At 50.0% G+C, this 23,123-nt stretch carries 27 protein-coding genes, 1 tRNA gene and 1 riboswitch; of the genes, 12 read left to right on the forward strand and 16 right to left on the reverse strand.

The window, feature by feature from the left end:
* Positions 1-15: 15 nt before the first annotated feature.
* Together hspQ and rlmI are read right to left on the reverse strand one after the other, a co-directional pair.
* A complete protein-coding gene (hspQ, locus tag OGY68_RS09215) occupies positions 16-333 on the reverse strand; it encodes a heat shock protein HspQ (protein ID WP_003035905.1) in 318 nt (105 codons plus the stop codon).
* A gap of 57 nt (positions 334-390) precedes the next feature.
* On the reverse strand, positions 391-1,581 hold the full coding sequence (gene rlmI, locus OGY68_RS09220) for a 23S rRNA (cytosine(1962)-C(5))-methyltransferase RlmI (RefSeq protein ID WP_008784294.1): 1,191 nt from the start codon (positions 1,579-1,581) through the stop codon (positions 391-393).
* Between the two features lie 94 nt (positions 1,582-1,675).
* Between rlmI and yccX the strand changes: the two genes are divergently transcribed.
* Complete coding sequence (gene yccX / locus OGY68_RS09225; protein WP_020996508.1) at positions 1,676-1,957, forward strand: acylphosphatase; 282 nt, start codon at positions 1,676-1,678, stop codon at positions 1,955-1,957.
* On the opposite strand, the gene tusE is transcribed toward yccX, so the two are convergent.
* Entirely contained in the window at positions 1,954-2,283 is a 330-nt protein-coding gene (tusE, locus tag OGY68_RS09230; protein WP_008784296.1) for a sulfurtransferase TusE, read from the reverse strand. The genes yccX and tusE overlap by 4 nt on opposite strands.
* An 88-nt stretch (positions 2,284-2,371) precedes the next feature.
* The gene (gene yccA, locus OGY68_RS09235; protein ID WP_008784297.1) at positions 2,372-3,031 is read right to left on the reverse strand and encodes an FtsH protease modulator YccA; all 660 of its coding nucleotides are present in this window, start codon (positions 3,029-3,031) and stop codon (positions 2,372-2,374) included.
* A 270-nt stretch (positions 3,032-3,301) separates the two neighbouring features.
* Here yccA and OGY68_RS09240 point away from each other — a divergent pair, with 270 nt between their 5' ends.
* On the forward strand, positions 3,302-4,930 hold the full coding sequence (locus OGY68_RS09240; protein ID WP_057067673.1) for an ABC transporter substrate-binding protein: 1,629 nt from the start codon (positions 3,302-3,304) through the stop codon (positions 4,928-4,930).
* A 142-nt stretch (positions 4,931-5,072) separates the two neighbouring features.
* A tRNA-Ser gene (locus tag OGY68_RS09245) sits at positions 5,073-5,160 on the forward strand.
* A gap of 153 nt (positions 5,161-5,313) precedes the next feature.
* Here the strand turns inward: OGY68_RS09245 and OGY68_RS09250 are convergent.
* The 8 genes from OGY68_RS09250 to OGY68_RS09285 form a co-directional block, all read right to left on the reverse strand.
* On the reverse strand, positions 5,314-6,117 hold the full coding sequence (locus tag OGY68_RS09250; protein ID WP_008784299.1) for a cytochrome c1: 804 nt from the start codon (positions 6,115-6,117) through the stop codon (positions 5,314-5,316).
* Positions 6,118-6,119: 2 nt separating this feature from the next.
* Entirely contained in the window at positions 6,120-7,280 is a 1,161-nt protein-coding gene (locus tag OGY68_RS09255) for a cytochrome b (RefSeq protein WP_286616964.1), read from the reverse strand.
* A gap of 1 nt (position 7,281) precedes the next feature.
* Positions 7,282-7,833: a ubiquinol-cytochrome c reductase iron-sulfur subunit gene (petA, locus tag OGY68_RS09260; RefSeq protein WP_057067671.1), complete on the reverse strand. Its 552-nt coding sequence runs from the start codon at positions 7,831-7,833 to the stop codon at positions 7,282-7,284.
* A gap of 27 nt (positions 7,834-7,860) precedes the next feature.
* Positions 7,861-8,301: a pseudoazurin gene (locus OGY68_RS09265; protein WP_057067670.1), complete on the reverse strand. Its 441-nt coding sequence runs from the start codon at positions 8,299-8,301 to the stop codon at positions 7,861-7,863.
* A 10-nt stretch (positions 8,302-8,311) separates the two neighbouring features.
* A complete protein-coding gene (locus tag OGY68_RS09270; RefSeq protein WP_008784303.1) occupies positions 8,312-9,127 on the reverse strand; it encodes an ABC transporter ATP-binding protein in 816 nt (271 codons plus the stop codon).
* Positions 9,124-10,191, reverse strand: coding sequence for a FecCD family ABC transporter permease (locus OGY68_RS09275; RefSeq protein ID WP_020996505.1), 1,068 nt, complete (start codon positions 10,189-10,191; stop codon positions 9,124-9,126). The genes OGY68_RS09270 and OGY68_RS09275 overlap by 4 nt, the downstream gene beginning before the upstream one ends.
* Positions 10,192-10,256: 65 nt before the next feature.
* The gene (locus OGY68_RS09280; protein ID WP_057067669.1) at positions 10,257-11,312 is read right to left on the reverse strand and encodes an ABC transporter substrate-binding protein; all 1,056 of its coding nucleotides are present in this window, start codon (positions 11,310-11,312) and stop codon (positions 10,257-10,259) included.
* A gap of 221 nt (positions 11,313-11,533) precedes the next feature.
* Positions 11,534-11,756: riboswitch (cobalamin riboswitch) on the reverse strand.
* A 247-nt stretch (positions 11,757-12,003) separates the two neighbouring features.
* Positions 12,004-12,507, reverse strand: a complete 504-nt coding sequence (locus tag OGY68_RS09285) for a GNAT family N-acetyltransferase (RefSeq protein ID WP_020996504.1) — start codon at positions 12,505-12,507, stop codon at positions 12,004-12,006.
* A 218-nt stretch (positions 12,508-12,725) separates the two neighbouring features.
* Between OGY68_RS09285 and OGY68_RS09290 the strand changes: the two genes are divergently transcribed.
* From OGY68_RS09290 to OGY68_RS09305, 4 genes are all read left to right on the forward strand, one after another.
* Positions 12,726-12,881 carry a hypothetical protein gene (locus tag OGY68_RS09290; RefSeq protein ID WP_156183252.1) on the forward strand — a complete coding sequence of 52 codons (156 nt, stop codon included), beginning with the start codon at positions 12,726-12,728 and terminating at the stop codon, positions 12,879-12,881.
* A gap of 112 nt (positions 12,882-12,993) precedes the next feature.
* The gene (deoD, locus tag OGY68_RS09295) at positions 12,994-13,701 is read left to right on the forward strand and encodes a purine-nucleoside phosphorylase (protein ID WP_008784307.1); all 708 of its coding nucleotides are present in this window, start codon (positions 12,994-12,996) and stop codon (positions 13,699-13,701) included.
* Between the two features lie 38 nt (positions 13,702-13,739).
* Complete coding sequence (tsgA, locus tag OGY68_RS09300; protein WP_057067668.1) at positions 13,740-14,894, forward strand: MFS transporter TsgA; 1,155 nt, start codon at positions 13,740-13,742, stop codon at positions 14,892-14,894.
* Positions 14,895-14,990: 96 nt separating this feature from the next.
* Positions 14,991-15,827, forward strand: a complete 837-nt coding sequence (locus OGY68_RS09305) for a nucleoside-specific channel-forming Tsx family protein (protein ID WP_008784309.1) — start codon at positions 14,991-14,993, stop codon at positions 15,825-15,827.
* A 47-nt stretch (positions 15,828-15,874) separates the two neighbouring features.
* On the opposite strand, the gene OGY68_RS09310 is transcribed toward OGY68_RS09305, so the two are convergent.
* From OGY68_RS09310 to dsbA, 4 genes are all read right to left on the reverse strand, one after another.
* A complete protein-coding gene (locus tag OGY68_RS09310; RefSeq protein WP_057067667.1) occupies positions 15,875-16,561 on the reverse strand; it encodes a Crp/Fnr family transcriptional regulator in 687 nt (228 codons plus the stop codon).
* 121 nt (positions 16,562-16,682) lie between these two features.
* Positions 16,683-16,976, reverse strand: a complete 294-nt coding sequence (cbpM, locus tag OGY68_RS09315) for a chaperone modulator CbpM (RefSeq protein WP_003832033.1) — start codon at positions 16,974-16,976, stop codon at positions 16,683-16,685.
* Positions 16,976-17,896: a curved DNA-binding protein gene (cbpA, locus tag OGY68_RS09320; RefSeq protein ID WP_003832035.1), complete on the reverse strand. Its 921-nt coding sequence runs from the start codon at positions 17,894-17,896 to the stop codon at positions 16,976-16,978. The genes cbpM and cbpA overlap by 1 nt, the downstream gene beginning before the upstream one ends.
* Before the next feature lie 205 nt (positions 17,897-18,101).
* Complete coding sequence (gene dsbA / locus OGY68_RS09325) at positions 18,102-18,725, reverse strand: thiol:disulfide interchange protein DsbA (protein ID WP_008784313.1); 624 nt, start codon at positions 18,723-18,725, stop codon at positions 18,102-18,104.
* A 396-nt stretch (positions 18,726-19,121) separates the two neighbouring features.
* Between dsbA and OGY68_RS09330 the strand changes: the two genes are divergently transcribed.
* From OGY68_RS09330 to OGY68_RS09350, 5 genes are all read left to right on the forward strand, one after another.
* Entirely contained in the window at positions 19,122-19,526 is a 405-nt protein-coding gene (locus OGY68_RS09330; protein WP_003832040.1) for a VOC family protein, read from the forward strand.
* Positions 19,527-19,596: 70 nt separating this feature from the next.
* Positions 19,597-19,959, forward strand: coding sequence for a hypothetical protein (locus OGY68_RS09335; protein WP_008784315.1), 363 nt, complete (start codon positions 19,597-19,599; stop codon positions 19,957-19,959).
* Positions 19,960-20,007: 48 nt separating this feature from the next.
* Complete coding sequence (locus OGY68_RS09340; protein ID WP_057067496.1) at positions 20,008-21,888, forward strand: cytochrome c biogenesis protein CcdA; 1,881 nt, start codon at positions 20,008-20,010, stop codon at positions 21,886-21,888.
* The gene (locus OGY68_RS09345; RefSeq protein ID WP_008784317.1) at positions 21,885-22,508 is read left to right on the forward strand and encodes a DsbA family protein; all 624 of its coding nucleotides are present in this window, start codon (positions 21,885-21,887) and stop codon (positions 22,506-22,508) included. Before OGY68_RS09340 ends, OGY68_RS09345 begins: the two co-directional genes overlap by 4 nt.
* A complete protein-coding gene (locus tag OGY68_RS09350; protein WP_234692935.1) occupies positions 22,498-23,004 on the forward strand; it encodes a protein disulfide oxidoreductase in 507 nt (168 codons plus the stop codon). Before OGY68_RS09345 ends, OGY68_RS09350 begins: the two co-directional genes overlap by 11 nt.
* The last annotated feature ends 119 nt before the right edge of the window (positions 23,005-23,123 follow it).

The raw sequence follows: 23,123 nt of genomic DNA on the forward strand, positions 1-23,123 counted from the left end.
GGGCCTGTGTTAGCATCAATTGCGCAGGCGCGGGGCCTGAAGCTGTTTTCGAATTGTTCGCGCCAGTTCATCCATCGACGGTTGCTCCGGATGTTCTTCCTGTAGCTCACTACTCAGTTGCGCTTCGGCCAGATACGTATGCACTGGCAGACCATTATCGTCTTCCATCACCACGTGATACCAGGGAGCGGCGCGAAGTTCGTCGTTAACCGCCAACTCATCGGCTGACGGTTGATCAAGCGAATATTCCGGGTCGATATCCACGACCACTCCGAGGTAACCTAACAGGGAATGGCGGACCTGCTGGCCGATACCGAATTTGCTGGCAATCATAGTCACCTCCCGGGAAATAGATACCCTTTATGTAAGGGTAATATTCCACTTTTCAAGTTACATGATGCGACAGGCAAACCCTTTCAGATACAGCCCTTCCGGGTAGGTAGCGATCACCGGGTGATCGGCGGCCTGACGGAACTGCTCTATAAATTGTACATCACGACCAGCATCTATTGCGGCATCAGCGATGATTTTCTGAAATAAATCGGTGGTCATTAGCCCAGAGCAGGAGAAAGTCAGCAGCACACCGCCCGGATTGAGCAACTGAATAGCCAGCATATTGATGTCCTTATAGCCGCGGCAGGCGCCCATCAACTGGCTTTTGTTTTCGACAAATTTCGGCGGATCCATCACGATGACGTCGAATTTCTCACCACGATCTCGATAAGCACGCAGAAGTTTGAACACATCATCACGCACGAACTCAGCTTTGCTCAGATCCAGCTTGTTCAATTCCACGTTCTGGCGGGCAATATCGAGCGCTTCCTGAGAGGTGTCAACGCTGACAACCTGACGGCATCCGCCCATTAATGCTGAGACCGCAAAGCCGCCGGTATAAGAGAAACAGTTCAGCACACGCTGATTTTCCACATAACGACGCGTGGCCAGGCGGCTGTCGCGTTGATCGAGGTAATAGCCGGTTTTGTGACCATGCTGAATATCAACCAGCAGCTTCATTCCGTGCTCTTCAATCGGCAGCAGGGCTGGCGGAAGCTCACCCGTTACTGGCCCTTGAGTCAGCTCCATACCTTCTTTTTTACGTACGGCCACATCGCTACGGTCATAAATGGCGCAGTCCGGGAAAACAATTTGCAGAGCGCTAATCAGCGCGGCGCGTTGGTATTCAGCCCCCGCACTGAGCAACTGCAACACCAGGAAGTTGCCGAAGCGGTCAATGGTGATGCCCGGCAGGCCATCGGATTCTCCGGCGATCAGACGGTAACTGTCCAGACCGTCTTTTTTCGCCAGCCAGTCACGCCATGTCTGCGCCTGCTGCAGACGACGGGTGAAGAAATCAATATCGATGGACTCAGACTTGTCGAATGTCCAGACGCGTGCACGGATCTGCGACGCGGGTGAGTACGCGCCGCGTGCTAACCATTTACCCTGATGGTCAACAATATCGATGGTTTCACCGAGGTTGGCTTTACCTTCCATACGTGCGACAGCACCGGAAAATACCCACGGATGGCGGCGCAGTAATGATTTTTCGCGCCCTTTGGCTAACACTAAACGTACACTCATAATTTACTATTCTGTCAATTCAAAGAAATGGGCGCCATTGTCCTGAGTTTTACGCATATTTGCAACGCGCGCTGTGATGATAAGGAGAACCGCAATGTCGAAAGTCTGCATAATCGCCTGGGTCTATGGCCGGGTTCAGGGGGTAGGATTTCGCTACACCACCCAGCATGAAGCACAACGGCTGGGGTTGACCGGCTACGCGAAGAATATGGATGACGGCAGCGTAGAGGTTGTCGCCTGCGGTGAAAGCGACCGGGTAGAACAGCTGATGAAGTGGTTGAAAGCCGGGGGGCCGAGCAGCGCCAGGGTTGACCGGGTTCTCAGTGAACCACATCGTCCTGGCGACGAGCTAAAGGGATTTAGTATCCGCTATTAAATACATTTCACCGGTTTCGGCAGGCCGGCAATTTTAGTCGCCTGCTTGGCCGGACCTTTCGGGAACAGGCGGTAGAGATAACGGCTGTTGCCTTTCTCTTCGCCAAACTTGTTGGCCATCGCTTTTACCAGCATGCGGATAGCGGGGGAGGTATTAAACTCCAGATAAAACTCGCGGACAAAACGCACCACTTCCCAGTGTTCCGCGGAGAGCGTAATGCCTTCGTTTTCGGCGATTCTCTCCGCCAGCGCCTCGCTCCACAGCGTGGTATCTTTCAGATAGCCTTCGCTATCGGTACTGATTTCTTTACCTTCAAAGATCAACATAATTCGTCACTGCGTTAGTCAAACTGGCGGCAGTTTACCAAAAAAGAAAGCCCCGCATAAGCGGGGCTGGATAATGCGTGTGGACATCTTAATCGCGGCTGGCGAAGCCCAGAATACTCAGCAGGCTGACGAAGATGTTGTACAGCGAAACATACAGGCTAACGGTGGCACGAATATAGTTGGTTTCACCGCCGCGGATGATATTGCTGGTTTCAAACAGGATTGCGCCTGAAGAAATCAGAATGAACACCGCGCTGATTGCCAGATGTAATGCTGGCAGTTGCAGGAAGATATTGGCAACCATACCAATCAACACCACTACAACACCCGCCATCAGCATACCGCCGAGGAAGGACATATCTTTACGCGTGGTCAGCACATAGGCCGAGCAGCTGAAGAAGACCAGCGCCGTACCGCCCAGCGCCATGGCGATAACATCACCCATGCCTGCGGACAGGTATGTATTCAGCATCGGTCCCAAGATGTAGCCCAGGAAGCCAGTGAAAGCGAAAGCTGACAGAATACCAACCGGTTTATCCGCCGTTTTATAGGTCAGGAACATCAGACCATACATACCCACCAGCGTCAGGATAAGTCCCGGAGAAGGTAACATCAGTACGGTACTGGCGGTTGCGGTGATCGCTGAAAACGCCAGCGTCAGGCTGAGCAGGAAATAGGTATTGCGCAGCACCTTATGCGTGCTGAGTAGCGATGTACGCTCGCGCGAAGAACTAATAATACGATCCATGAGTCACTCTCTTATGACAGATGTAATTAATGATGGAGGATAATGAAATCAAGAGGAATGACACAGCGGTTTTACCCATCTTTACGCATTTTAGCCCGCCAGACTTAAGCATATTATTTCAACAAAAGTTCCCGAATTAGATGTTAGCACTGTATGTGCAAAAATGTCAGATCGCTATCTACCAGGTAACTGAAAAATATTGCGTTATTCCTGAATCTCTCTGACAGTGACATCGGTGTCTACATAAAACAGAGCAATAAGGTAAAGGGAATGATTCAACATAAATCGAAGATATTGACGTTTACGCTGTTGGCTGTCTGTTTGATGTCTATAAACGGCGCGGCGAGGGCGGCAAATGTTCCCGCAGGAACACTACTGGCAGAAAAACAGGAACTGGTCAGAAACAACGGCAGTGAGCCGGCATCGCTGGATCCGCATAAAGTTGAAAGCAACGTTGAGTTTAATTTAATCAGCGATATGTTCGACGGTCTGGTGGCTGTCAAGCAGGATGGGTCTATCGAACCCCGTCTAGCCTCGTCCTGGGAGAATAAAGGCAACACTGTCTGGACCTTCCATTTACGCCCGGGCATAACCTGGTCAGATGGATCTGCTATTACCGCACAGGATGTCGTATGGAGCTGGCAGCGTCTGGTCTCGCCGCAAACGGCTTCACCTTATGCTTCGTATCTGGGCAACATGCACGTTGCGAACGCGGTTGATATTGCCCAGGGGAAAAAAGATCCCGCCACGCTGGGAGTCAAAGCCCTGGATGATACCACGCTGGAAATTACCCTGACGCAACCGACGGCGGCGTTTCTGGCGATGCTGGCGCATCCATCTCTGGTCCCGCTGGATAAAGTGTTGATAGGTCGTTTTGGCGATAAGTGGACCAGGCCAGAGCATTTTGTCAGCAGCGGGCCGTACAAATTATCGCAGTGGGTGGTTAATGAGCGCATCGTTGCCGAGCGTAACCCACATTATTGGGACGATCGGCATACGGTTATTAATAAAGTTACTTATTTGCCTATTAGCTCAGAGTCGGCTGACGTAAATCGCTATAAGGCCGGTGAAATCGACATTGTGTATAGCGTACCGGTTAACCAGTTCGCGCAACTGAAAAAAACAATGGGGGATGAACTGCATGTCTCGCCTCAGCTTTCAACGTATTACTATCAGTTCAATACAACCCGCGCGCCGTTTAATGATCCGCGCGTGCGCCGGGCGCTGAATATGGCGTTGGATAAAGACATCATTGCGCAAAAGGTGATGGGGCAGGGGCAGCGAGCAGCGTGGGTTATCAGCCAGCCGGAAATAGGTGGGGTGAAACTGCATGCGCCGGAGTATGCGTCATGGCCGCTCGAAAAACGTATTGCTGAAGCCAAAAAACTGCTGGCTGAAGCCGGTTTTGGTCCTGAACATCCGCTTAGCTTAAATCTGCTCTACAACACCTTCGAAACGCACCAGCGTATTGCGATTGCCGCATCGTCGATGTGGAAGAAAAACCTTGGCGTCGAGGCGAAGCTGCAAAACCAGGAATGGAAAACCATGCTGGACAATATGCACACCGGTAATTTTGACGTCGTGCGTTATGCGTGGATAGCCGACTATGATGATGCCTCAAGTTTTCTCAATATCTTCCGGACCGGTGATAGCGAGAACACCACCAAGTACAGTAACCCCGCCTTTGATGAAGCGATGCGTAATGCGGCAAAAGCAAGTTCACTGGAAGAACGCGGTAAATATTATCAGCAGGCTGAAGACCTTTTAGGTGAGGATGTGCCCGCGATTCCGGTTTACCACTATGTCCGCACGCATCTGGTGAAGCCGTGGGTGGGGGGATTTGCGCCGGATAACCGGGGAAATTACTACACCAAAGATATGTACATCAAAAAACATTAAGCGCTATAGCCGGTATTCGTGCTGAATAAATGGTCAATTTGTTGTTATTTCAGTCGATTAACAACATTTTGGCTGTTTTTCAGGCAAACGAACACATTGGTGCTTTACAGGTCCGTTCGGGATGTTTATAGTGCGCCTCATTGGAAGCGTGGCCGAGCGGTTGAAGGCACCGGTCTTGAAAACCGGCGACCCGAAAGGGTTCTAGAGTTCGAATCTCTACGCTTCCGCCAAACATAAACCCCAAGCTATAAAATAGCTTGGGGTTTTTTCATTTTGCTCGGTTTATATTTTGCCTTCCTTTACTCGTCTTACTCGCGCAAGGGCAACTGCGCACCTGACCGGTTGAATGCTGGTGAACTGAGTAATCCCCCGCCTCGCAAGACCTACATGAGCGAACGTCTCTTCATTAGTCGTGCTATCCATAGCAAGCCCAGCATAATAGCCAGATAGCCCATAACGTAATTTCCCTGTTGCTTTCGTTCAGAAATCGTCGGGTCGGCAGCCCATGCCAGAAAGGCGGTAACATCCCTGGCATATTGCTCCTCAGTTTCAGCTTTTTTCGACGCTGGGCTCCATTGGATCTCCCCACTTGTCAGCGGTTTTGGCATGTTAATCACACCGCCAGGAAAATAGCGATTAGCCTTCAGTTCGGGATCGGCAGGCAGATAGCCGGTTAGCAGCGCGTAAACGTAATCTGCCCCCTGGTCCGTGTAGGGCAGAAAAGCATCTAACAAAAATTGTGGGAATCCGCGATCGTATGAGCGGGCACGGACGATATAGCTCAGGTCAACGGGTTCAGCGCCATTATTAAGGTAGCGTGCTTCCCGGTCGTTTAGATATGGTGATATAAAGCTGTCATTTAGCGTACCGTCGCGCTCACCTATCTGGCCGTCATCCTGAATCGCAGGAAACTGATAGCCGCTGGCGATACTTCTTGCTTCTTCAACCGTGAGTTCCAGACCACCGGGTCTGGTCAACGTCCGAAAGGTAAGGTGTTTCATGCCGTGACAAGCGCGACACTTCTCTTCATAAACCTGCAGACCACGTCTAAGCTGTTCCTTATCATATTGACCGGTAATGCCGCTGAAGCTCCATTCCTGGCGTTCAGGTGTGGCTTCCTGCGCATATGAGGAACCCAGCCCCAATAGAGAAAAGGACAGGACGCTGAATTTCAATAGTTGTTTCATCCTCAATCCTGTTTTTCCAAAAAACGACGGCAAGGTAAGACGATTAAAAACCAGGCAAACCAAATCAGTGTCGAAAGCTGGGATGCGGCACGAATCCAACCCTCTTCATTACGAAAGCCATCAAGAAGATCTGGGCCAACCAGCGCTTTCGACCCTAACCAGCCTAAAAAGCAGGCATTAATAACCCATAGCCAGTATCCGCACTTAACCAGTTTGCTGTAATGGCGAAAACGAGCTCGGGAAGTATCAAGCCAGGGCAGAAAATAGAAAATCAGTATCGAACCGCACATCGCGGCTAGTCCCACGAATTCATTCGGGAAGCAGCGCAAGATGGAGAAGAAGGGAAGGAAATACCATTCCGGCGCAACAATCGCGGGTGTAATCGTTGTGTCCGCAGCAATAAAGTTGTCGGCGCTGCTCAGATAGTGCGGTGCGAAGAATAAAAACCAGGCGAAAACCATCAAAAAAAGAGTGATTTTGATAGCATCGAGATCGGTAATTTTGTAATCGAACAACAGGCTCCTGGACTCTTTCTCGCTAAACTTCTTTTTCATCGCTTGGGCAAACGCCGACTGTACGGTACGTATATGGATAACCGTGGCGACGATAATCACGATGGGAAGAATAAAGTGGATAACAAAAAAGCGGCCAAGCATCGGTGTCCCCGGCGTATGGCTGCCGACTAAATATGCGTAAATTGAATCACCCACCAGCGGGATAGCCTGGGCAAAACGGGTAATTACAGTTGCCGCCCAGTAGCTTTTTTGCCCCCAGATAAGGCTATAACCAAGAAACGCAGTTATCATCAGCAGGATATACAGCGTGACGCTAACCATCCACATTGTCGTCCAGGGCTTGCGGTAAACGTTGTAGTACATACCACGAAAAATATGCAGATAGCAGGCAAAGAAAAAGAGCGACGCGCCAATAGCATGCATGTTGCGTAACAGCTCTCCATGGCGAACCGCGCGCATAATATGAATAATGGAGTCAAATGCCAGCTCAGCCGTCGGCACGTAAAACATCGCCAGCACAATACCCGTAAGGATCTGCACCCCGAGCATAACCAGCAGGATAGCGCCGATTGCAAATACCCAGAGTCCAGCAACAGAGCGAGGAAAAGGGATACGCCCGCGAAGCGAATAGACAAGCTCATTCCTCATTTCAGACTTCCTTCGTGCCGATACGCACGACCTGCCCATCGGAATGAATAACGTAGTCTGGGATTGCCAGGTTGGCAGTCGCGGGCCCGCGTGTCACGCGCCCGGAGGTATCAAACTCAGAACCGTGGCACGGACAAATCCACCCCTCCCCTCCCGGTCGGGCGTTGGGTACACACCCGGCATGTGGGCAATAACCTTGAACTACCAGCCATTGAGGATGGGCTGCAGAGACCCTGGCGCTGTCTGGCTGTGGGTCGATAAGCGTATCCAGGTCGGCACTTCTGGCAGTAATGATTTCATCCGTGGTGCGATGGTGAATAAGAATCAACTTTCCTTGCCATACACGTCTGACGGTTTGTCCAGCAGCAACACCTGCAAGAGAGACATCAATCGGTTCATTTTCCCCAAGCGCTTTTTCATCCGGACCCAAGGCCGAAACCAGCGGCCAGACTGCAGCCGCGATGCCTGTTGCACCGACAAATTTTGTCAGTTTACACAGGCATTCCCTACGTTGTTCCTGGATTTCGCCGTCTGGAAGTTTATTCTCTGCCACCTCGTATACCTCCCTGAGTATCGCGGATTAACGTTTGTCGATACGCGCGTAAATTTCCTGAAAGCGCTTGTCAGCAATACCTGGTGCTTTGAACGCTCGGTAGCTTTCTGGTAACGAGGCATCTCCAACCTTAATCAGCATCACCATGCCCTGTGCGTAATGCGGTGTACATTTGATGCCGTAAAACCCGCCATTGTCATAAGTAACTTCGATCTCTTCATCTATTTTTCCCATAAATCCAGGATAGCCAGCCGGAGACAATTCAGCGATTGAAGCCGCGTTGTGGCTCTTATGTTTACGGATAAACTTCACCGTATCCCCTGGCTGGATCTCCAGATAATCTGGCTCATAGACCATTGGTCCCCCAGCCCCACGATTTTTCATCAACACTTCGTGAGTTTGTGCGAAGGCAGAAGAGGCGAAGGCGAGTAAACACAAAATTTGCAGACTCTGTTTGAGGTATTTCATTGATTCTTCCTTAAAATTCATCAGGCCGTTGATAACGAATAAAACAATTTTCACCACCCGCATCCTTTTCAATGATGGCGTTGATTCCAAACCAGGTGTGGAGGTTTTCGCGGGTAAAAACGGTGCAAGGTTTCCCCTGCATCGCCATATGTCCGGACGTCATTACGATGATGCGATCGCAGAACATCGCGGCATGATTAAGATCGTGCAGAGCGGCAATCACCGTGAGCTTTTCACGTTTAACCAGACTCAGCAGGCCAATCTGATGTTGAATGTCGAGGTGGTTGGTGGGCTCATCCATCAGCAACAACTTCGGTTGTTGCGCCAGCGCCCGGGCGATATGCAGGCGCTGTTTTTCTCCCCCTGAAAAGGTATGCCAGCAGCGATGCTGTAATTCACTGAGATCGACCTTTTCCAGCATAGTTTGCACAATATCGTCATCTTTGGCGGACCAGGGGGAGAGCATGCTAAGCCAGGGGGTTCGCCCCAGAGAAACGGCTTGTAAAGCGGTAAGACGCTCGCTGGTTTCAGCCTGTTGTTCGACCAGCGCCACCTGTTGCGCAAGATGACGCCGCGAATAATGCTGTAGCGCCTTATGTTGCAGAGTGATGTACCCGGAGGTCGGCTTCAGCAAACCGGCCAGCAGTGAAATCAGTGACGTTTTGCCCGAGCCGTTGGGACCAATGATGCCGACAAACTCACCGGGCGTTACGCTGAGTGAAATGTCATCAACAATCGTCTTACCTTTAACCCTCCAGCGCAGATTACAGGCTTCAATAACGGCTTGTGCAGAGTTCACAAGGGGGGATACGAGATTCACCGTCATTTGTTCTGGTTTCCTCTAATCAGAATGATTGAAAACGCAGGGGCGCCAACCAGAGCTGTGATCACGCCTATTGGTAGAACCTGGCCGGGGAGTAACGTGCGGGAAATAACATCTGCGATAATGAGGAAAATCGCGCCGGTAAGCGCACTCACTGGCAGCAGTCGATGATGCTGGTTGCCGACCAGCAGACGAGCGGCATGCGGGATAACCAGACCGACGAAGCCGATCGCACCAACAATGGAGACCATAATTGCCGTCATGCCGGTGACGGCGGCAATCAGTACTGCACGGGTACGTTTTACTGGAATGCCCAACGATGCCGCAGACTCAGCGCCAAAGGAGAAGGCGTCGAGATGACGGGCATAACAGAAGCACAGCACAATACCGACCAGAGCGGTAGGAATGGCTAAGACAACATCGGGCCAACGTACACCGCTCAAATTACCCAACAACCAGAACATAATTCCACGCGCTTGCTCGGCATTTGCTGAGCGGGTGATGATGAGCGACGTAATTGCATTGAAAAGCTGCGAGCTGGCGATGCCGGCAAGAATGATTTGGGTTGTCACACCGCCGCCTTGTCTACCGCCAGCAGCCATTGCCAATAGTGCAACGAACATAAATGCCGTTAGCGCGCCAATGAAAGCCCCCAATGACATGCTGATAACGCCGGCCCCAAGCCCGGTGAGAGCAATCAGCACCGCTCCGGTGGATGCTCCGGCAGAAATCCCCAGTAGATAAGGTTCGGCGAGTGCATTGCGTAGCAGCGACTGTAACACTACGCCGGAAACAGCCAGGCAGGCACCGCAACTGGCAGAGACCAGCGCTCGGGTCAGGCGATAGTTCCAGACGATCCCTGCATCCAGCGCATCGACAGGATAGTGGGTATCAAAAAGATGATTTGCCAGCGTACTGAGCACATGCCGCCAGGGGATCAGCGTTTCGCCGATGGAAATCCCCGCCAGCAGTACGCAGCACATCAGCGCACTGACCCAGACGGTATGCCCACCGACTCTCACTGCAAGCAGACCAAAGGCACGACGCATCCTGCGTGGATCACTCATGATTATCTGCGTTCCTGAGTAACAGAGATGCGCTATACCGCGCAGGATATAGCGCAAAACGTAGATTAATGAGCAGCCTGCGGATGAGCTAAGCCATATTCAACCAGGGCATCAGCCAGTTTTTCTAGCCCATCAATAGTTCTGATCCCAGCATTCATTGTCTGTACGTCGATGACCGGCAGATGGTTTTCCTTAACGGCAGGAACCAGCGTGGTGACAGGATCGGACTTGAGGTATTCCATCTTGATCTTCCAGTCATCTGCCGGGAAGCGGCGACGGCTCATCTCGCCGAGCACAATGACAGAAGGATTAGCTTTAGCGATAGTTTCCCAGCCCACTGTTGGCCATTCTTCGGCAGAATCAATCACATTCTTCACACCCAGTGTTTGGGCTATCCATGCTGCTGGGCCAAACTTTCCGGCAACGTAAGGATCGAGCTGTAAATCGGCACTTGAAAACCAGAACACGGCAGAAACATTCTTATCAATACCGGTAATTTTATTTTTCGCTGCGGCTTCACGTGCTTTAAGGCTGGCAATCAGCGCTTCGCCTTTATCCTGAACATCGAAGATTTTTGCCAGATCGGCGACTTCCTGATACACCATGGTGATATCAAACATCCCTTTACGGACACCATCACCACCATCTTCGTTATCTTTCGCACAGTCAGCTGGCGCGGTGTAAACAGGAACCTTCAGTTCACTAAACTGTTCATAAGAGGCAACCGTGCCAGCTGGGCCGATTTGCCACTCAAACTGGCTGGCGACCAGATCCGGTTTTTTAGCCAAAATCCCTTCAAAGCTCGGAATATTTTGCGCAATAACGGCAACTTTTTCATTTTCTGTTTTATAGGTGTCCAGTACCGGGCCAAACCACAATGAAGTACCGACGACGCGATCGGCAAGCCCTAATGAATAGAGGATCTCGGTACTGTTCTGACCCACCGTTGCCACGCGCGTTGGTGCCTGATTAAAGGTAATATCGCGGCCGCAGTTTTTAATCGTCAGAGGATATTCAGTTTTTGCCGCGTCAGAAAAACCGGAAGCGAGCAGCAGAGCAGTGGTACCAAAAATAGCCAGAAGCGTTTTTTTATAGGAGTAAAAGGTAGAATTAGCGTACATTGTCATCGTCCCGTTGATGCCAGAATCTTAAGGTCTGGTCATGGCTCATTTCATTCCATATATCGGGAGGAGACATGAAGATAGATGACATTGAATCGTGAAATTTAAGAATAAAGATATGCGAAAAATGCAAATAATCCTGACTTAGCCAAAATCTTATTCATAAATACACTACTGCTTGTGTCAAATAATTCATCCCATGGACCATCCCGTCCACTCAATGGTATACATCATTGACAGCAGGTCTCCTGACTCACGGTAATCAGAATATCAGCCTTCCCATAAAGATAAACTTTACAGTGACCAGTGGCTTATTAGCCACACAAGGATATTCTGCATCCGCCTACAGTTGCGGGGGCAGTTATGGAATTGAATTAAATAATTCTCACCATATTCCTATTCATACACAAAATGTAATGAAATGCTGTCGAAAGTGACTCTAACGGCAATTGTTAACAAGGTCAACCACGGAATGTAAGAGGTAAAGAGATAATGCCGTTCTGAAAATGATCAGTAAAAACAATAGGATGTAGATGCATTCCTCTGTGTGTTGCTATAAATGAAAATAACAACAGAAAGCTAAATGAGAATTGATTGATGTTGATCAAACTACGAACATGATTCAATCTCTGCGTATGAAACATATTGATCACCATCAAAAATGCTGCGGATTGGTGTTTGAATCCTTTTTTTATGAACTCTCCATATGTACCAATTGCCATTCATCCTGCATATCCATAATCACCTTAAAATTATTACGCAACCAGAAGTGATATCCTCCGGGTAAAAAATGATGGGTGTGAAGATACAACGTTTTATATTGATGTTGCTGGCAGAATACATCTGCTAAAGCAAACAATTGGCTACCAATTCCCTGTCTACGATAGCGTTCATCCACGTAGCAACGACAAATTTCTGCCGTTTCACGCAAGTTGTAACGCCCACGCAGTTCAGTAATACGATCATTATATTGACATACCGCCAGTGTGGCGATTAATTCTTGGTTTTCACTCCATGCGCAAAGCAATAAATTTCTTTCCTGTAACAGATACTGTTGTTCGAGATCAAAGAGATCTTCTTCGGCAGAAGGCATGGATCTGCCGGCATTGAAGAATAAATTAAGATGCTCAATAAGGAACGACTGAACAGCAGGAATATCGGCGTGAGTCATCTCACTAAATCTAAATGGGATCATGGCATGCATAACTCAATCTTAGAATGGAAAACGATAATAACAATAAGCCTCCTTTAAAAACAATATTGCGCGGCAAGGGTCAGAAATGCAATTATCTTTGGCGCTATTCTGCATACGGATTATAAATGGGAATCGTAAGTCCCTGCTGCTGGCGACGGTAGTGACCACGCCGCTGAGGGGATTTGGGGGGCCACAATCGGATGGTGAGGCGCTTGCTTGTGACTGGTTCCCGTCGCAGCCGTCGCCTTCATCTGGCAGTGCGAATTTGCCATGAACAACGTACTGCTTCTTTGCGTCGGGATGCTGACGTTACTCACCGCACGCCAGAAGACCAACACGCTGTGTTCCGTTTTACCACTTACCTGCACCACTAACTCTCAAAAATGAGAGGCCGATCCTCTGAGCAGGACTTTTGTCCTCAATCACCTCACAAACGTCTGGTTACAATCCCTGCATATCTTCAATACCCATAATTCAGGAATTGTTATGACTGCACATATTAATGCCAAGCCAGGTGATTTCGCGCCAACCGTTATTATGCCGGGCGATCCGCTCCGTGCTAAATTTATTGCCGAAAATTATCTAATGGATTACCGCGAAGTCACCAATGTACGTAATATGCTGGGTTATACCGGTTTATATTTTGGGCAACCTGTTTCGGTGATGGGACATGGAATGGGCATTCCTTCAATGACGCTTTATGCCCATGAACTGGTACATGATTTTGGTGTGCAAAGAATTATACGTGTCGGCAGTTTAGGGGCAACACAACATCATGTCAAAATGCGCGATATTATCCTGGCCATCGCAGCCGGAACGGATTCAGTCACAAATTTAAAACGTAGCGCAGGCTATGCGATGGCAACATCCGCCTATTTCCCATTATTGCAGCAGGCGTGGACGCTGGCACAGAAGGCCGGTATCGATATTAAAGTCGGCAATGTTTTTAGCGGCGATCTTTATTACGATCCTGACGAAAATTTAATACCGGCACTGGAAAAATTCGGTGTGCTGGGTGTAGATATGGAAGTAGCAGGCTTATACGCTTTAGCGCATCAGTTTAATATTGAAGCGCTGGCTATTTTAACTGTCTCCGATCATTGCCTGACCGGAGAAGAAACAACCGCAGAAGAACGACAATTGACCTTTAACAACATGATTGAGTTGGCGCTAAATACTGCTGTTACCGCTTAGTTCCGGCTTTTAATTGAACCAATCAGAGATGGCATTATATGAAGAATAAAATAGCACTTACGCTGATTAGTTTTCTGGCAAATTTTATTATGGCAGGGTTTGCCAGTCAGTTCGGTATGCTAATCGAACCGATTGCAGTACGCTACGGTGCCGGTGTGAATACCGTTGCTTCGATATTTTCGTTGCTCAATGGTGGAGCATTAGCCGGCACCATCGCCGCCTTTTTCCTGATTGAGAAAATCGGTGTGAAGCGTATGACGCTCATTATCTATTCGATAGTGTTCCTTTGCGCTCTGGTAATGCATTTAAGCCCTGGCTTATGGCCTGTGATGGTCGCCATGACCCTGGTGGGCTTTTGCGGTGGGATCGGTCTGTGCGTGGCGGGAACGATTGTGGTATCGGTCTGGCAGGATCGTATTCAAAGTACGATGCTGGTGGTACAGGACGCCACTTTCAACGTTGCGGGTGTGGTTTTTCCGCTGATCACGACCTTCGCCCTGACGCACAATATGTCGTGGAGTTACAGCTATCTGAGCGTAGGTATGGTGGCCTTACTCACGCTGGGCGTTGTGGCGATCACCCGCTTTACTGCCTGCGAGACGGCGCCCACGGCAGATCGGACAGACAAGGTAAAATCGGAGTGGAACCCAGGGATCATCAGCGGAGGCATTGGCCTGTTCTTAGGTATGCTGGCGCTGTACACCTTCCTGACCTGGGCACCATTATTTGTGAAGAACAAATTTGGCATTCCCTTTGAAGAAGCAGGAAATATTATTACGCAATACTGGGGCGCTGCGCTGGTCGGGGCATTAGTATCAACCGTCATTGTTTCTCGGGTGAAGATACATTATTTCCTGCTAAGTATTATTCTGCTGGCTAGCATTATTACCACAATTATCGTCACGAAGGATAATATCTCTGGGCTTGATTATCTGGCATACAGTTACGGGTTTGTCTGTGCTGCGCTGTATAACTCATTTATTGCCTATGGTGTTTCTTTCGTGAAGCGTGCGAGCAGTCAGAACGTTTCTTATATTTTAATTAGCGGCAGTGCCGGGGCCATGTTTAGTCCGGCGATCAGCGCGCTCATGGAAAAAACAATGGGATTGCAGAAAATTATGTACGCGATACCGGTGTTGTATTTAATTATCTTTGTCATGTTGATGGTGACATTAAAACTCAAACGTAATTAAAAGCACTGATAACACTTACCTCTTTAATTAAATAGCCAGTCGCCACACCATTTATATGGTGGGGCGATACTCAACCTTACTCAAAGGAATTGAAAAATGCTGAAGAACAATAAGTTAATGATTAAAAAAACAATCCTGGGTGCAGTAGTGGCAATGAGCTGTATGCAAGCATTCGCGGCTGACTATACTGATGGCAACATCCGTAAAAATGATTTTAACTGGATGCAGATGAACTTAATGCAAAGTGTGGACGCGAAAGTGCCATATGGTATTCGCAATGACACCTATCTGGAACTGGAGTTTGGTGCACGCTCTGGCATTATCGATCTGTACGGTTATGTGGATTTTTTTGATATTTTGGATCGCGAGCAGGACGATCGTCACGGCGGTGATAACTTCTTTGCCAAGATATCTCCGCGTTTTTCCCTGGACGCCATTTTTAATAAAGATTTATCCGTTGGGCCGTTTAACGAATTCTATATTGCAACGGTAAATAACATTGGCGACCGGGAATTATTTGAACATTACGTTGGCCTGGGTACAGATGTGAAGGTCCCGTGGTTTGGTCTGGTGGGAATGAACATCTATGCGCATTATGTTCGTGAAAACTACGGTGCGGATAACGAAGGAAAGTGGGATGGCTATATGTTCTCGACTAACTGGTCGACGCCATTCTATACCTTTGCCAACGGCAGTTATCTGAACTATCAGGGGTACTTTGACTACCAGTTCGCCGCGAATAAGATTGCTAATCAACCGTTATACAGCAATAACGCGATTGAATGGTATAACGGTATCTACTGGCATTCAGAGCATTATGCAGTCGGTTATGGCCTGAAGTATTTCCGTAACATGGCATTGATGGAAAACCACGGCGGAGCAGGGCGTACCACCGGGCTCGGTCACTATTTCAGCCTCACCTATAAGTTCTGATTGCGCCGAAATGACACACCAATGTTCTGTTAACGAGCGTTGGTGTGTCAGTCAATGATGTCATTGCCGAGAAATTTACGCAGCCCATCCAGATCCTTAATTTCCAGTCCTTGCTTCGTTCGCGTTACCAGCCCGGCATCCGTCAGCGCTTTAACCGCCCGCCGATAGACCCGGTCGGTAGTACCGAATCGCTCAGCTTCCTGGTATTTTTTATGGAAACCATCCATCGGCTGCTTGTTCTGATGCTGGCGATACAGGTCATACGCCACGTTATGTACGATAGGGTAGAGCATCCGGTGCAGGAAGATTTCCAGCATATCCTGATAATCAATCGCTATTGCACTGGCAAAAAATATCGCCAGTCTGGGGTGCTGATTTAGCGCTTCTTCCAGACGGTCACAGCTGCACACCGCTACGGTCAGTGGTTCTTCCGCGACGATATCAAGCTGGCAGCGATACCCGGTAAAAAACTCCATTTCACCAAACAGCTGCTCGTCGCATTCCATGGCGCCCAACTGGAATCGGCGACCATTCTCCGCGCTGTAACGCAGTGAAATTCTTCCGGATTGCACCATGATCAGTCGATCGACAACCTGTCCCTGGCGGTATAGATACTCATCTTCCTGGATAATCTGCGTTTCAGAGAGCAGTTCCTGAAATATCTTCTCAATCAAGGCATCATCCTGCTGCCAGATGTTGTGAAAACGACCTTTCGTGAGGGGTTTAAGCTGCATGACTCAACGTCTTATTGTTTAAGATAATTCTCATCTCAGACTGTATGTCATCTGCTGGGCAATGTCATTAAGAGCGCGGGGCGGATAATAAAAGGACCAGCACCATGCTGGTCCTGACATACTAAGGATGGCTGATAAAGCGAGACAGGCGCTGGCGCAGCAGGCGGTTTTCCTGGCGTAACTGAGCGTTCTCCTCCAGCAACGTCAGTGCAACGGCAATCCCTGGCCAGTCAAGTTCCAGCTCCTGACGCAGGCGCACCGCGCGACGCATTACTGTCAGCGCATGATCGTCAAACGTCTCGTCTTCATGGGGTTCTATCACCCCTAAGCCGACAATCTCATGCAGTTCTTCTTCTGACACACCGGTGTACAGACAAAATTCGGTAATGGTAAAAGTGACGGTAACGTTAGCCATTATGCTTTCCCCCACTCTTTGCGCGGATCAAAGGTCTTTTGTGCATCCGCCAGTTGTTGCCACAGGGCGGCACTGGCGTCGTCAGGTTTCGGTGGCATGACTATTTTGATCACCGCATACAAATCGCCGGTATGTTTTTTACTTACCAGACCCTTGCCCTTAATGCGGAGTCGCTGGCCGGCCTGACTGCCTGCAGGAATGGTCAGCAGGATGCTCTCTTTCAACGTCGGAACGGTTACTTTCGCACCCAGCGCAGCTTCCCACGGCGCGAGGGGAACGACAACTTCCAGATCCTGATTAACAATATCGAACAGCGGATGCGGCGCAATATGAATCACCAGCCACAAATCACCGTTCGGCCCACCGTTTTCGCCGGGGGTACCCTGGCCTTTCAGACGGATACGCTGACCGTTACCGACGCCAGCCGGAATTTTCACATTCAGCGTTTTAGGAATTTCTCGTTCTACCATGCCAAACGCATTATAGACTGGCAGGTTGTAACTGATAGTGCGGCTATGCTCAGTAAGCGTTTCTTCGAGGAATACGGCAACTTCAATTTCAATGTCGTGCCCGCGGCTGGCAGGGCGCTGGCGCGACTGGTGCGCACGCTGGCCAAAAATGGAGGAGAAGATATCGTCGAAATCTTCGGCGCTGTAGCTTTGATTCTCTCCTTGCTGGAATTGACGGCTGAACTGTGGGTCGTTGCGGTGCTGCCACAGCTGGTCGTACTCGGCGCGTCGCTGCTCATCACTCAATACTTCCCAGGCTTCTGCAACCTCTTTAAACCGGGCCTCTGCGTCAGTCTCTTTGCTGACATCAGGATGATATTTACGGGCGAGTCGACGATAGGCGGTCTTGATTGTCTTGAGATCGTCTGTCGGTTTCACGCCCATAATGGCGTAATAATCCTTTAATTCCATAGCGTTCTCTCGTGTAAATCAACACTTGCAGAAGGTGAACCCTGACAACAGGTATCACCGCTAAGTTTAGGGTAATCCTGATAACGGCGAATGCCAACCGGGAAGGGAGGATATTGCGATAAACGATGCAGGCATTGCACCACCAACAGCGCAGTCGAGGTTACGGCATCTGTTGTGTGGTGCGAAAAATGAGATTAGCTAAACATCAGGATTTGCTTATCAGGAAGCGGACCGTATCAGCATAGTTTTGCACGAATGCATTAAGGTCATCTGACTTCAGTCCTTTTGGATTGATCATATATTTTCCGTTGATAAAAATGGCGGGCACACCGGTTAGATCAACTGCCTTCGCCATTTCTTGCTGCTTAGCGGTCAGTGATTTCACGGCAAAGCTATTCCATGCCGCATCATAATCACTGGCGCTGACGCCCGCGCTGATAAATACGTTACGAATATCGTCCGCTGTTTTAACGGTTTGTTTTTTCTGAACGGCATCAAAAAGCAACGGCTTAACTTTATCTTGTACGTTCAACAGCATGGCGACGGACCAGGCGTGGGTCATGTCTTGCCCCAGCGGACCTAAAAAGTCGACGTGGTATTCGGTGAGTTTGACATCTGCAGGCAATACTTTTTTCACGTTATCAGTGATTTCAAAAACTTCATCGTACTGATAACAGGAAGGGCAATAGAATGAGAAAAACTTCAGTGCGGCTGGAGCGGAAGCGACAGGTTTTTCCAGTGAGATATACTCTTTGCCGTCGGTAAATGATGCTGCCTGAGCGCTAACTGTAAAAAGTAACCCAATCAGGGGTAATAAATATTTTTTCATTTCCATATACTCTAAATAACATTTAATAAACAAATTATCTGCTAATGAATACGTTATTCATTGCGTCTGAATATAATAAGGAAATTCTCTGGAAATGCGCTGACCCTTACTTTCATTTACGCATCAGTACGTGGTGGGCATTATCTGTGTGCTGTCATGGAAATATCTTTTGGCATTCTTCGTAAATAGTGAATGATAACTTGCGTGATATTTTCATGGGTGTTTTTAGCAATGTTATAGTGTAATAAATAAAGGCGGGAATATGATTAATTATCATTTCGTTTTTAAAGCGTGAATTACAGGTTGTTGCGTTAAGTTCTGCAAATAACTCCGTAGATTTTCTTTTTCTTGTCGCGCGTGAATGAATAGGGTAAGTGTCAGAGATGAGCAACCCAAATGGATATCGCTATGATTGACCACCTGGATCACCTGGTACTAACCACCAATCATGAAGAGGCTTGCGTTCGTTTCTATGTCGAGCTTTTAGGCATGAGGCTGGAAACCTTCGCGCAAGGTCGGAAAGCCTTCGTCTTTGGCAATCAGAAAATCAATCTCCACATTCGGGGAAAAGAGTTTGAACCCAAAGCCTACGCGCCAACGCCGGGGGCGCTGGATTTATGTTTTATCACCACGCGTACGCTGGAAGAGGTGATGGAGACGTTTCAAACCCACGGAGTCGAGATTATTGAAGGGCCCGTTGCACGTACCGGTGCGACAGGACCTATTCGCTCGGTGTATGTCAGGGATCCCGATCTTAATCTGATTGAAATCGCGGTATATCCAGCAGATAGCAGGACATAACTTTACAGCGGAAAGGTTGCCAAAACCTGGCGAGTGGTTAAGATAACTCGCATCAATGAGTGAGGGTATAATGGCGAAACGTCAACGGATGGGATGGTGGTTCCTCTGTCTGGCATGTGTTGTGGTGATGGTTTGCACCGCACAACGCATGGCGGGCCTGCACGCGTTGCAGATGGATACCGCCGTTACAAGCGTTGTCGCCAGCGCACAAGTGCAGACCGATGAGGCCTCACCCGTTACCCCTTGTGAACTGAGTGCGAAATCATTACTGGCTGCGCCACCCGTATTGTTTGAAGGTGCTATTCTGGTGCTGTGCCTGCTGCTGTCATTGCTGGCGCCAGTACGGGCGTTTCGTCTACCTTTTTTCCCACCGCGAGCCATCTCGCCGCCCACTCTCCGGGTGCATCTCCGATTTTGCGTCTTCCGTGAATGACAGAACAGCCGTTGCTGACTGTTAGATAATTATTCACGGAGAAAAACTATGATGACTGTTTTCAGACAGGCGCTGCTCTGTCTGTTATTGCTATGGCTGCCCGTATCCTGGGCGGCTGAACCCGGCTGGCTGCGTTCACCCGATAACGATCACGCCAGCGTGCGGTTACGCGCTGATACGTCCGCAGGCGGAGAAACCCGTCTGTTGCTGGATGTCAAACTGGAGGACGGCTGGAAAACCTACTGGCGTTCTCCGGGCGAGGGAGGCGTTGCACCTGCTATCGCCTGGAAAGGGGAAATGCCCGCGGTCGACTGGTCCTGGCCAACCCCTGCTCGTTTTGAGGTCGCCAATATCACTACTCAGGGGTATCACGATAAGGTGACGTTCCCGATGGTGGTGCGCGGTAGAGCGCCCGCCACGCTCAGCGGCGTTTTGACGCTATCCACCTGTAGCAACGTTTGCCTGTTGACGGATTTTCCTTTTTCCGTGAAGCCCACAGCCCAGGACCCGACTTTTGCACATGACTATGCTCAGGCGATGGGACAGATCCCACTTGCCAGCGGCCTGACCGATGTTCTGAGCGCAGGCGCACGGGCGGGAGAGTTAGTCGTCGAGGCTCGCCGTGCGGGAGGCTGGACTGAACCAGGGCTGTATCTGGATGCTGTTGATGATGCGGATTTTGGCATGCCGCAAATTCATGTTGAGGGGGATACGTTACGCGCTACGGTACCTGTACATGACGGTTGGGGAGAAGGCGCGCCGGATCTGCGTGGTAAGTCAGTCACGCTGGTGCTGGCAGACAACGGTGTTGCCCAGGAGAGTCGTCTTGCGATTGGCGAAGCCCCGGTTGTTGAGAACGCCTCACTCCCACTGTGGCAAGTGGTGCTCATGGCACTGCTGGGTGGTTTGATCCTCAATCTGATGCCTTGTGTGTTACCGGTTCTGGGCATGAAGCTGGGCTCTATTTTGCTGGTCGAGGAAAAAAGTCGTCGCCAGATCCGTCGTCAGTTCCTCGCATCGGTAGCCGGAATACTGGTCTCGTTTATGGCACTGGCGCTATTGATGACGGTGCTGCGTTTAACCAATCAGGCCCTTGGCTGGGGGATCCAGTTTCAGAATCCGTGGTTCATTGGCGTCATGGTGCTAGTGATGCTGACGTTCAGCGCCAGCCTGTTCGGGTGGTTTGAATTCCGACTCCCTTCTGCTATGACCACCACGCTGGCGACTCACGGCGGCAACGGACTGTCGGGACATTTCTGGCAAGGTGCATTTGCGACACTGCTTGCCACGCCGTGCAGTGCCCCGTTTCTGGGAACGGCGGTGGCGGTAGCATTGACCGCTTCGCTGCCGACGTTGTGGGGATTGTTTATCGCACTTGGGCTGGGGATGAGCTTACCGTGGCTGCTGGTGGCCCTGCGTCCCGGTCTGGCGCTGCGTTTGCCGCGGCCAGGGCGGTGGATGAATATTTTGCGGCGTCTGCTTGGCGTGATGATGCTGGGTTCGGCTATCTGGCTTGCGACGTTGCTGCTCCCACACTTAGGGTTTAGCGGACAAAGTAGCGCTAAAGAAAGCGTGAACTGGCAACCGCTAAGCGAGCAGGCGATTGAGGATGCGCTGGCGCAACATAAGCGCGTGTTCATTGACGTCACAGCCGACTGGTGCATCACATGTAAGGTAAACAAATACAACGTGTTGCATAAAGAAGACGTACAGGCCGCATTGCAACAGCCGGATGTGGTGGCGCTGCGCGGCGACTGGACACTCCCTTCTGAAGCTATTACCGAATTTCTAAAAAAACGCGGCCAGGTTGCTGTGCCTTATAACCAAATTTATGGCCCCGGTCTGCCGGATGGCCAGGCGTTACCCACGTTGTTAACCCGCGATGCGGTACTGCAAACGTTGAATGATGCCAAAGGAGTAACCCCATGAAAATGATGATTGTTCTGTTGTTAACTCTGTTTTCTGCCGTCAGTATCGCGAAAGAGCCTGCGCCGTTTACCCCGGAACAGGAAAAGCAAATTGAAGCATTAATTCAGGAAGCCTTGTTTAACGATCCCAACAGCCCGCGGATTGGCGCGAAGCAGGCGAAACTGACCCTGATAAACTTCACCGATTACAACTGCCCATACTGCAAGCAGTTGGATCCAATGCTGGAAAAAATTGTGCAGAAATACCCTGACGTGGCGGTAGTGATTAAACCGCTGCCGTTTAAAGGTGAAAGTTCGGAACTGGCGGCGCGGACCGTGCTGACGACATGGCATGAGCATCCGCAACAGTCCCTGGCATTACATGAAAAATTGATGCAGAAGAAGGGCTATCATACCGACGTCAGTATCAAACAGGCGCAGGAAAAAGCGGGGGCCAGTCCGGTGACGCTGGACGCCCAAAGTGCTGAAACGCTGAGCACTAACCTGCAACTGGCGCGACTGGTGGGGGTGCAGGGAACCCCCGCAACGATTATTGGTGATGAACTTATTCCCGGCGCGGTACCGTGGGAAACCCTTGAGGAAGTGGTAAAAGAAAAACTGGCGGCGGCCAATGCTCAGTAAACTGCGCCGCTGGTTGCGCGAAGGGCTGATCTTACTGGCGCTGTTGGCGGGGGCAATGCTGCTGATGGATGCCTGGCGCGCGCCGCAGCTCCCTGCCTCCTTTGACAGCACGCCTTTACAAACACTGGATGGTGAAACCGTTACGCTGGCGGCGCTCAGCAAAGACGAGCCGGTGTTGCTTTATTTCTGGGCTAGCTGGTGCGGCGTATGCCGCTTCACGACGCCGGAAGTCGCCAGGCTGCGTTCGGAAGGGGAAAATGTGATGACCATTGCGTTACGTTCCGGAAATGAAGCTGAGGTATCTCGCTGGCTGTCGCGTAAAGGCGTGGACTTTCCGGTCATCAATGATGCGAACGGGGCTATTTCCCACAGTTGGGCAATTAGCGTCACGCCCACGCTGGTGGTCATGTCACAAGGTCGGGTAGTATCAACCACCAGCGGCTGGACCAGCTACTGGGGCATGAAACTTCGGTTGTGGTGGGCGAAAACGTTCTGATAAATGTGCCGGGGAAACCCGGCATTTTTTATGGCGTCGCCCTCCCCAGGAAGGCATATTTCGTTGCCTGACGAAGCAAACACAGTGATTAACGTCCAGAATCAGTCATCTTCTCTTTT

Source organism: Citrobacter sp. Cpo065 (assembly GCF_030332805.1).
GTDB classification, from domain to species: Bacteria; Pseudomonadota; Gammaproteobacteria; order Enterobacterales; family Enterobacteriaceae; genus Citrobacter; species Citrobacter portucalensis.

Bases quoted from the DNA above. Each gene is read 5' to 3' on its own strand.
- hspQ (WP_003035905.1), bottom strand. From the start codon at position 333: ATGATTGCCAGCAAATTCGGTATCGGCCAGCAGGTCCGCCATTCCCTG.
- rlmI (WP_008784294.1), bottom strand. From the start codon at position 1,581: ATGAGTGTACGTTTAGTGTTAGCCAAAGGGCGCGAAAAATCATTACTG.
- yccX (WP_020996508.1), top strand. From the start codon at position 1,676: ATGTCGAAAGTCTGCATAATCGCCTGGGTCTATGGCCGGGTTCAGGGG.
- tusE (WP_008784296.1), bottom strand. From the start codon at position 2,283: ATGTTGATCTTTGAAGGTAAAGAAATCAGTACCGATAGCGAAGGCTAT.
- yccA (WP_008784297.1), bottom strand. From the start codon at position 3,031: ATGGATCGTATTATTAGTTCTTCGCGCGAGCGTACATCGCTACTCAGC.
- OGY68_RS09240 (WP_057067673.1), top strand. From the start codon at position 3,302: ATGATTCAACATAAATCGAAGATATTGACGTTTACGCTGTTGGCTGTC.
- OGY68_RS09250 (WP_008784299.1), bottom strand. From the start codon at position 6,117: ATGAAACAACTATTGAAATTCAGCGTCCTGTCCTTTTCTCTATTGGGG.
- OGY68_RS09255 (WP_286616964.1), bottom strand. From the start codon at position 7,280: ATGAGGAATGAGCTTGTCTATTCGCTTCGCGGGCGTATCCCTTTTCCT.
- OGY68_RS09265 (WP_057067670.1), bottom strand. From the start codon at position 8,301: ATGAAATACCTCAAACAGAGTCTGCAAATTTTGTGTTTACTCGCCTTC.
- OGY68_RS09270 (WP_008784303.1), bottom strand. From the start codon at position 9,127: ATGACGGTGAATCTCGTATCCCCCCTTGTGAACTCTGCACAAGCCGTT.
- OGY68_RS09275 (WP_020996505.1), bottom strand. From the start codon at position 10,191: ATGAGTGATCCACGCAGGATGCGTCGTGCCTTTGGTCTGCTTGCAGTG.
- OGY68_RS09280 (WP_057067669.1), bottom strand. From the start codon at position 11,312: ATGTACGCTAATTCTACCTTTTACTCCTATAAAAAAACGCTTCTGGCT.
- OGY68_RS09285 (WP_020996504.1), bottom strand. From the start codon at position 12,507: ATGATCCCATTTAGATTTAGTGAGATGACTCACGCCGATATTCCTGCT.
- deoD (WP_008784307.1), top strand. From the start codon at position 12,994: ATGACTGCACATATTAATGCCAAGCCAGGTGATTTCGCGCCAACCGTT.
- tsgA (WP_057067668.1), top strand. From the start codon at position 13,740: ATGAAGAATAAAATAGCACTTACGCTGATTAGTTTTCTGGCAAATTTT.
- OGY68_RS09305 (WP_008784309.1), top strand. From the start codon at position 14,991: ATGCTGAAGAACAATAAGTTAATGATTAAAAAAACAATCCTGGGTGCA.
- OGY68_RS09310 (WP_057067667.1), bottom strand. From the start codon at position 16,561: ATGCAGCTTAAACCCCTCACGAAAGGTCGTTTTCACAACATCTGGCAG.
- cbpM (WP_003832033.1), bottom strand. From the start codon at position 16,976: ATGGCTAACGTTACCGTCACTTTTACCATTACCGAATTTTGTCTGTAC.
- cbpA (WP_003832035.1), bottom strand. From the start codon at position 17,896: ATGGAATTAAAGGATTATTACGCCATTATGGGCGTGAAACCGACAGAC.
- dsbA (WP_008784313.1), bottom strand. From the start codon at position 18,725: ATGAAAAAATATTTATTACCCCTGATTGGGTTACTTTTTACAGTTAGC.
- OGY68_RS09330 (WP_003832040.1), top strand. From the start codon at position 19,122: ATGGATATCGCTATGATTGACCACCTGGATCACCTGGTACTAACCACC.
- OGY68_RS09335 (WP_008784315.1), top strand. From the start codon at position 19,597: ATGGCGAAACGTCAACGGATGGGATGGTGGTTCCTCTGTCTGGCATGT.
- OGY68_RS09340 (WP_057067496.1), top strand. From the start codon at position 20,008: ATGATGACTGTTTTCAGACAGGCGCTGCTCTGTCTGTTATTGCTATGG.
- OGY68_RS09345 (WP_008784317.1), top strand. From the start codon at position 21,885: ATGAAAATGATGATTGTTCTGTTGTTAACTCTGTTTTCTGCCGTCAGT.
- OGY68_RS09350 (WP_234692935.1), top strand. From the start codon at position 22,498: ATGCTCAGTAAACTGCGCCGCTGGTTGCGCGAAGGGCTGATCTTACTG.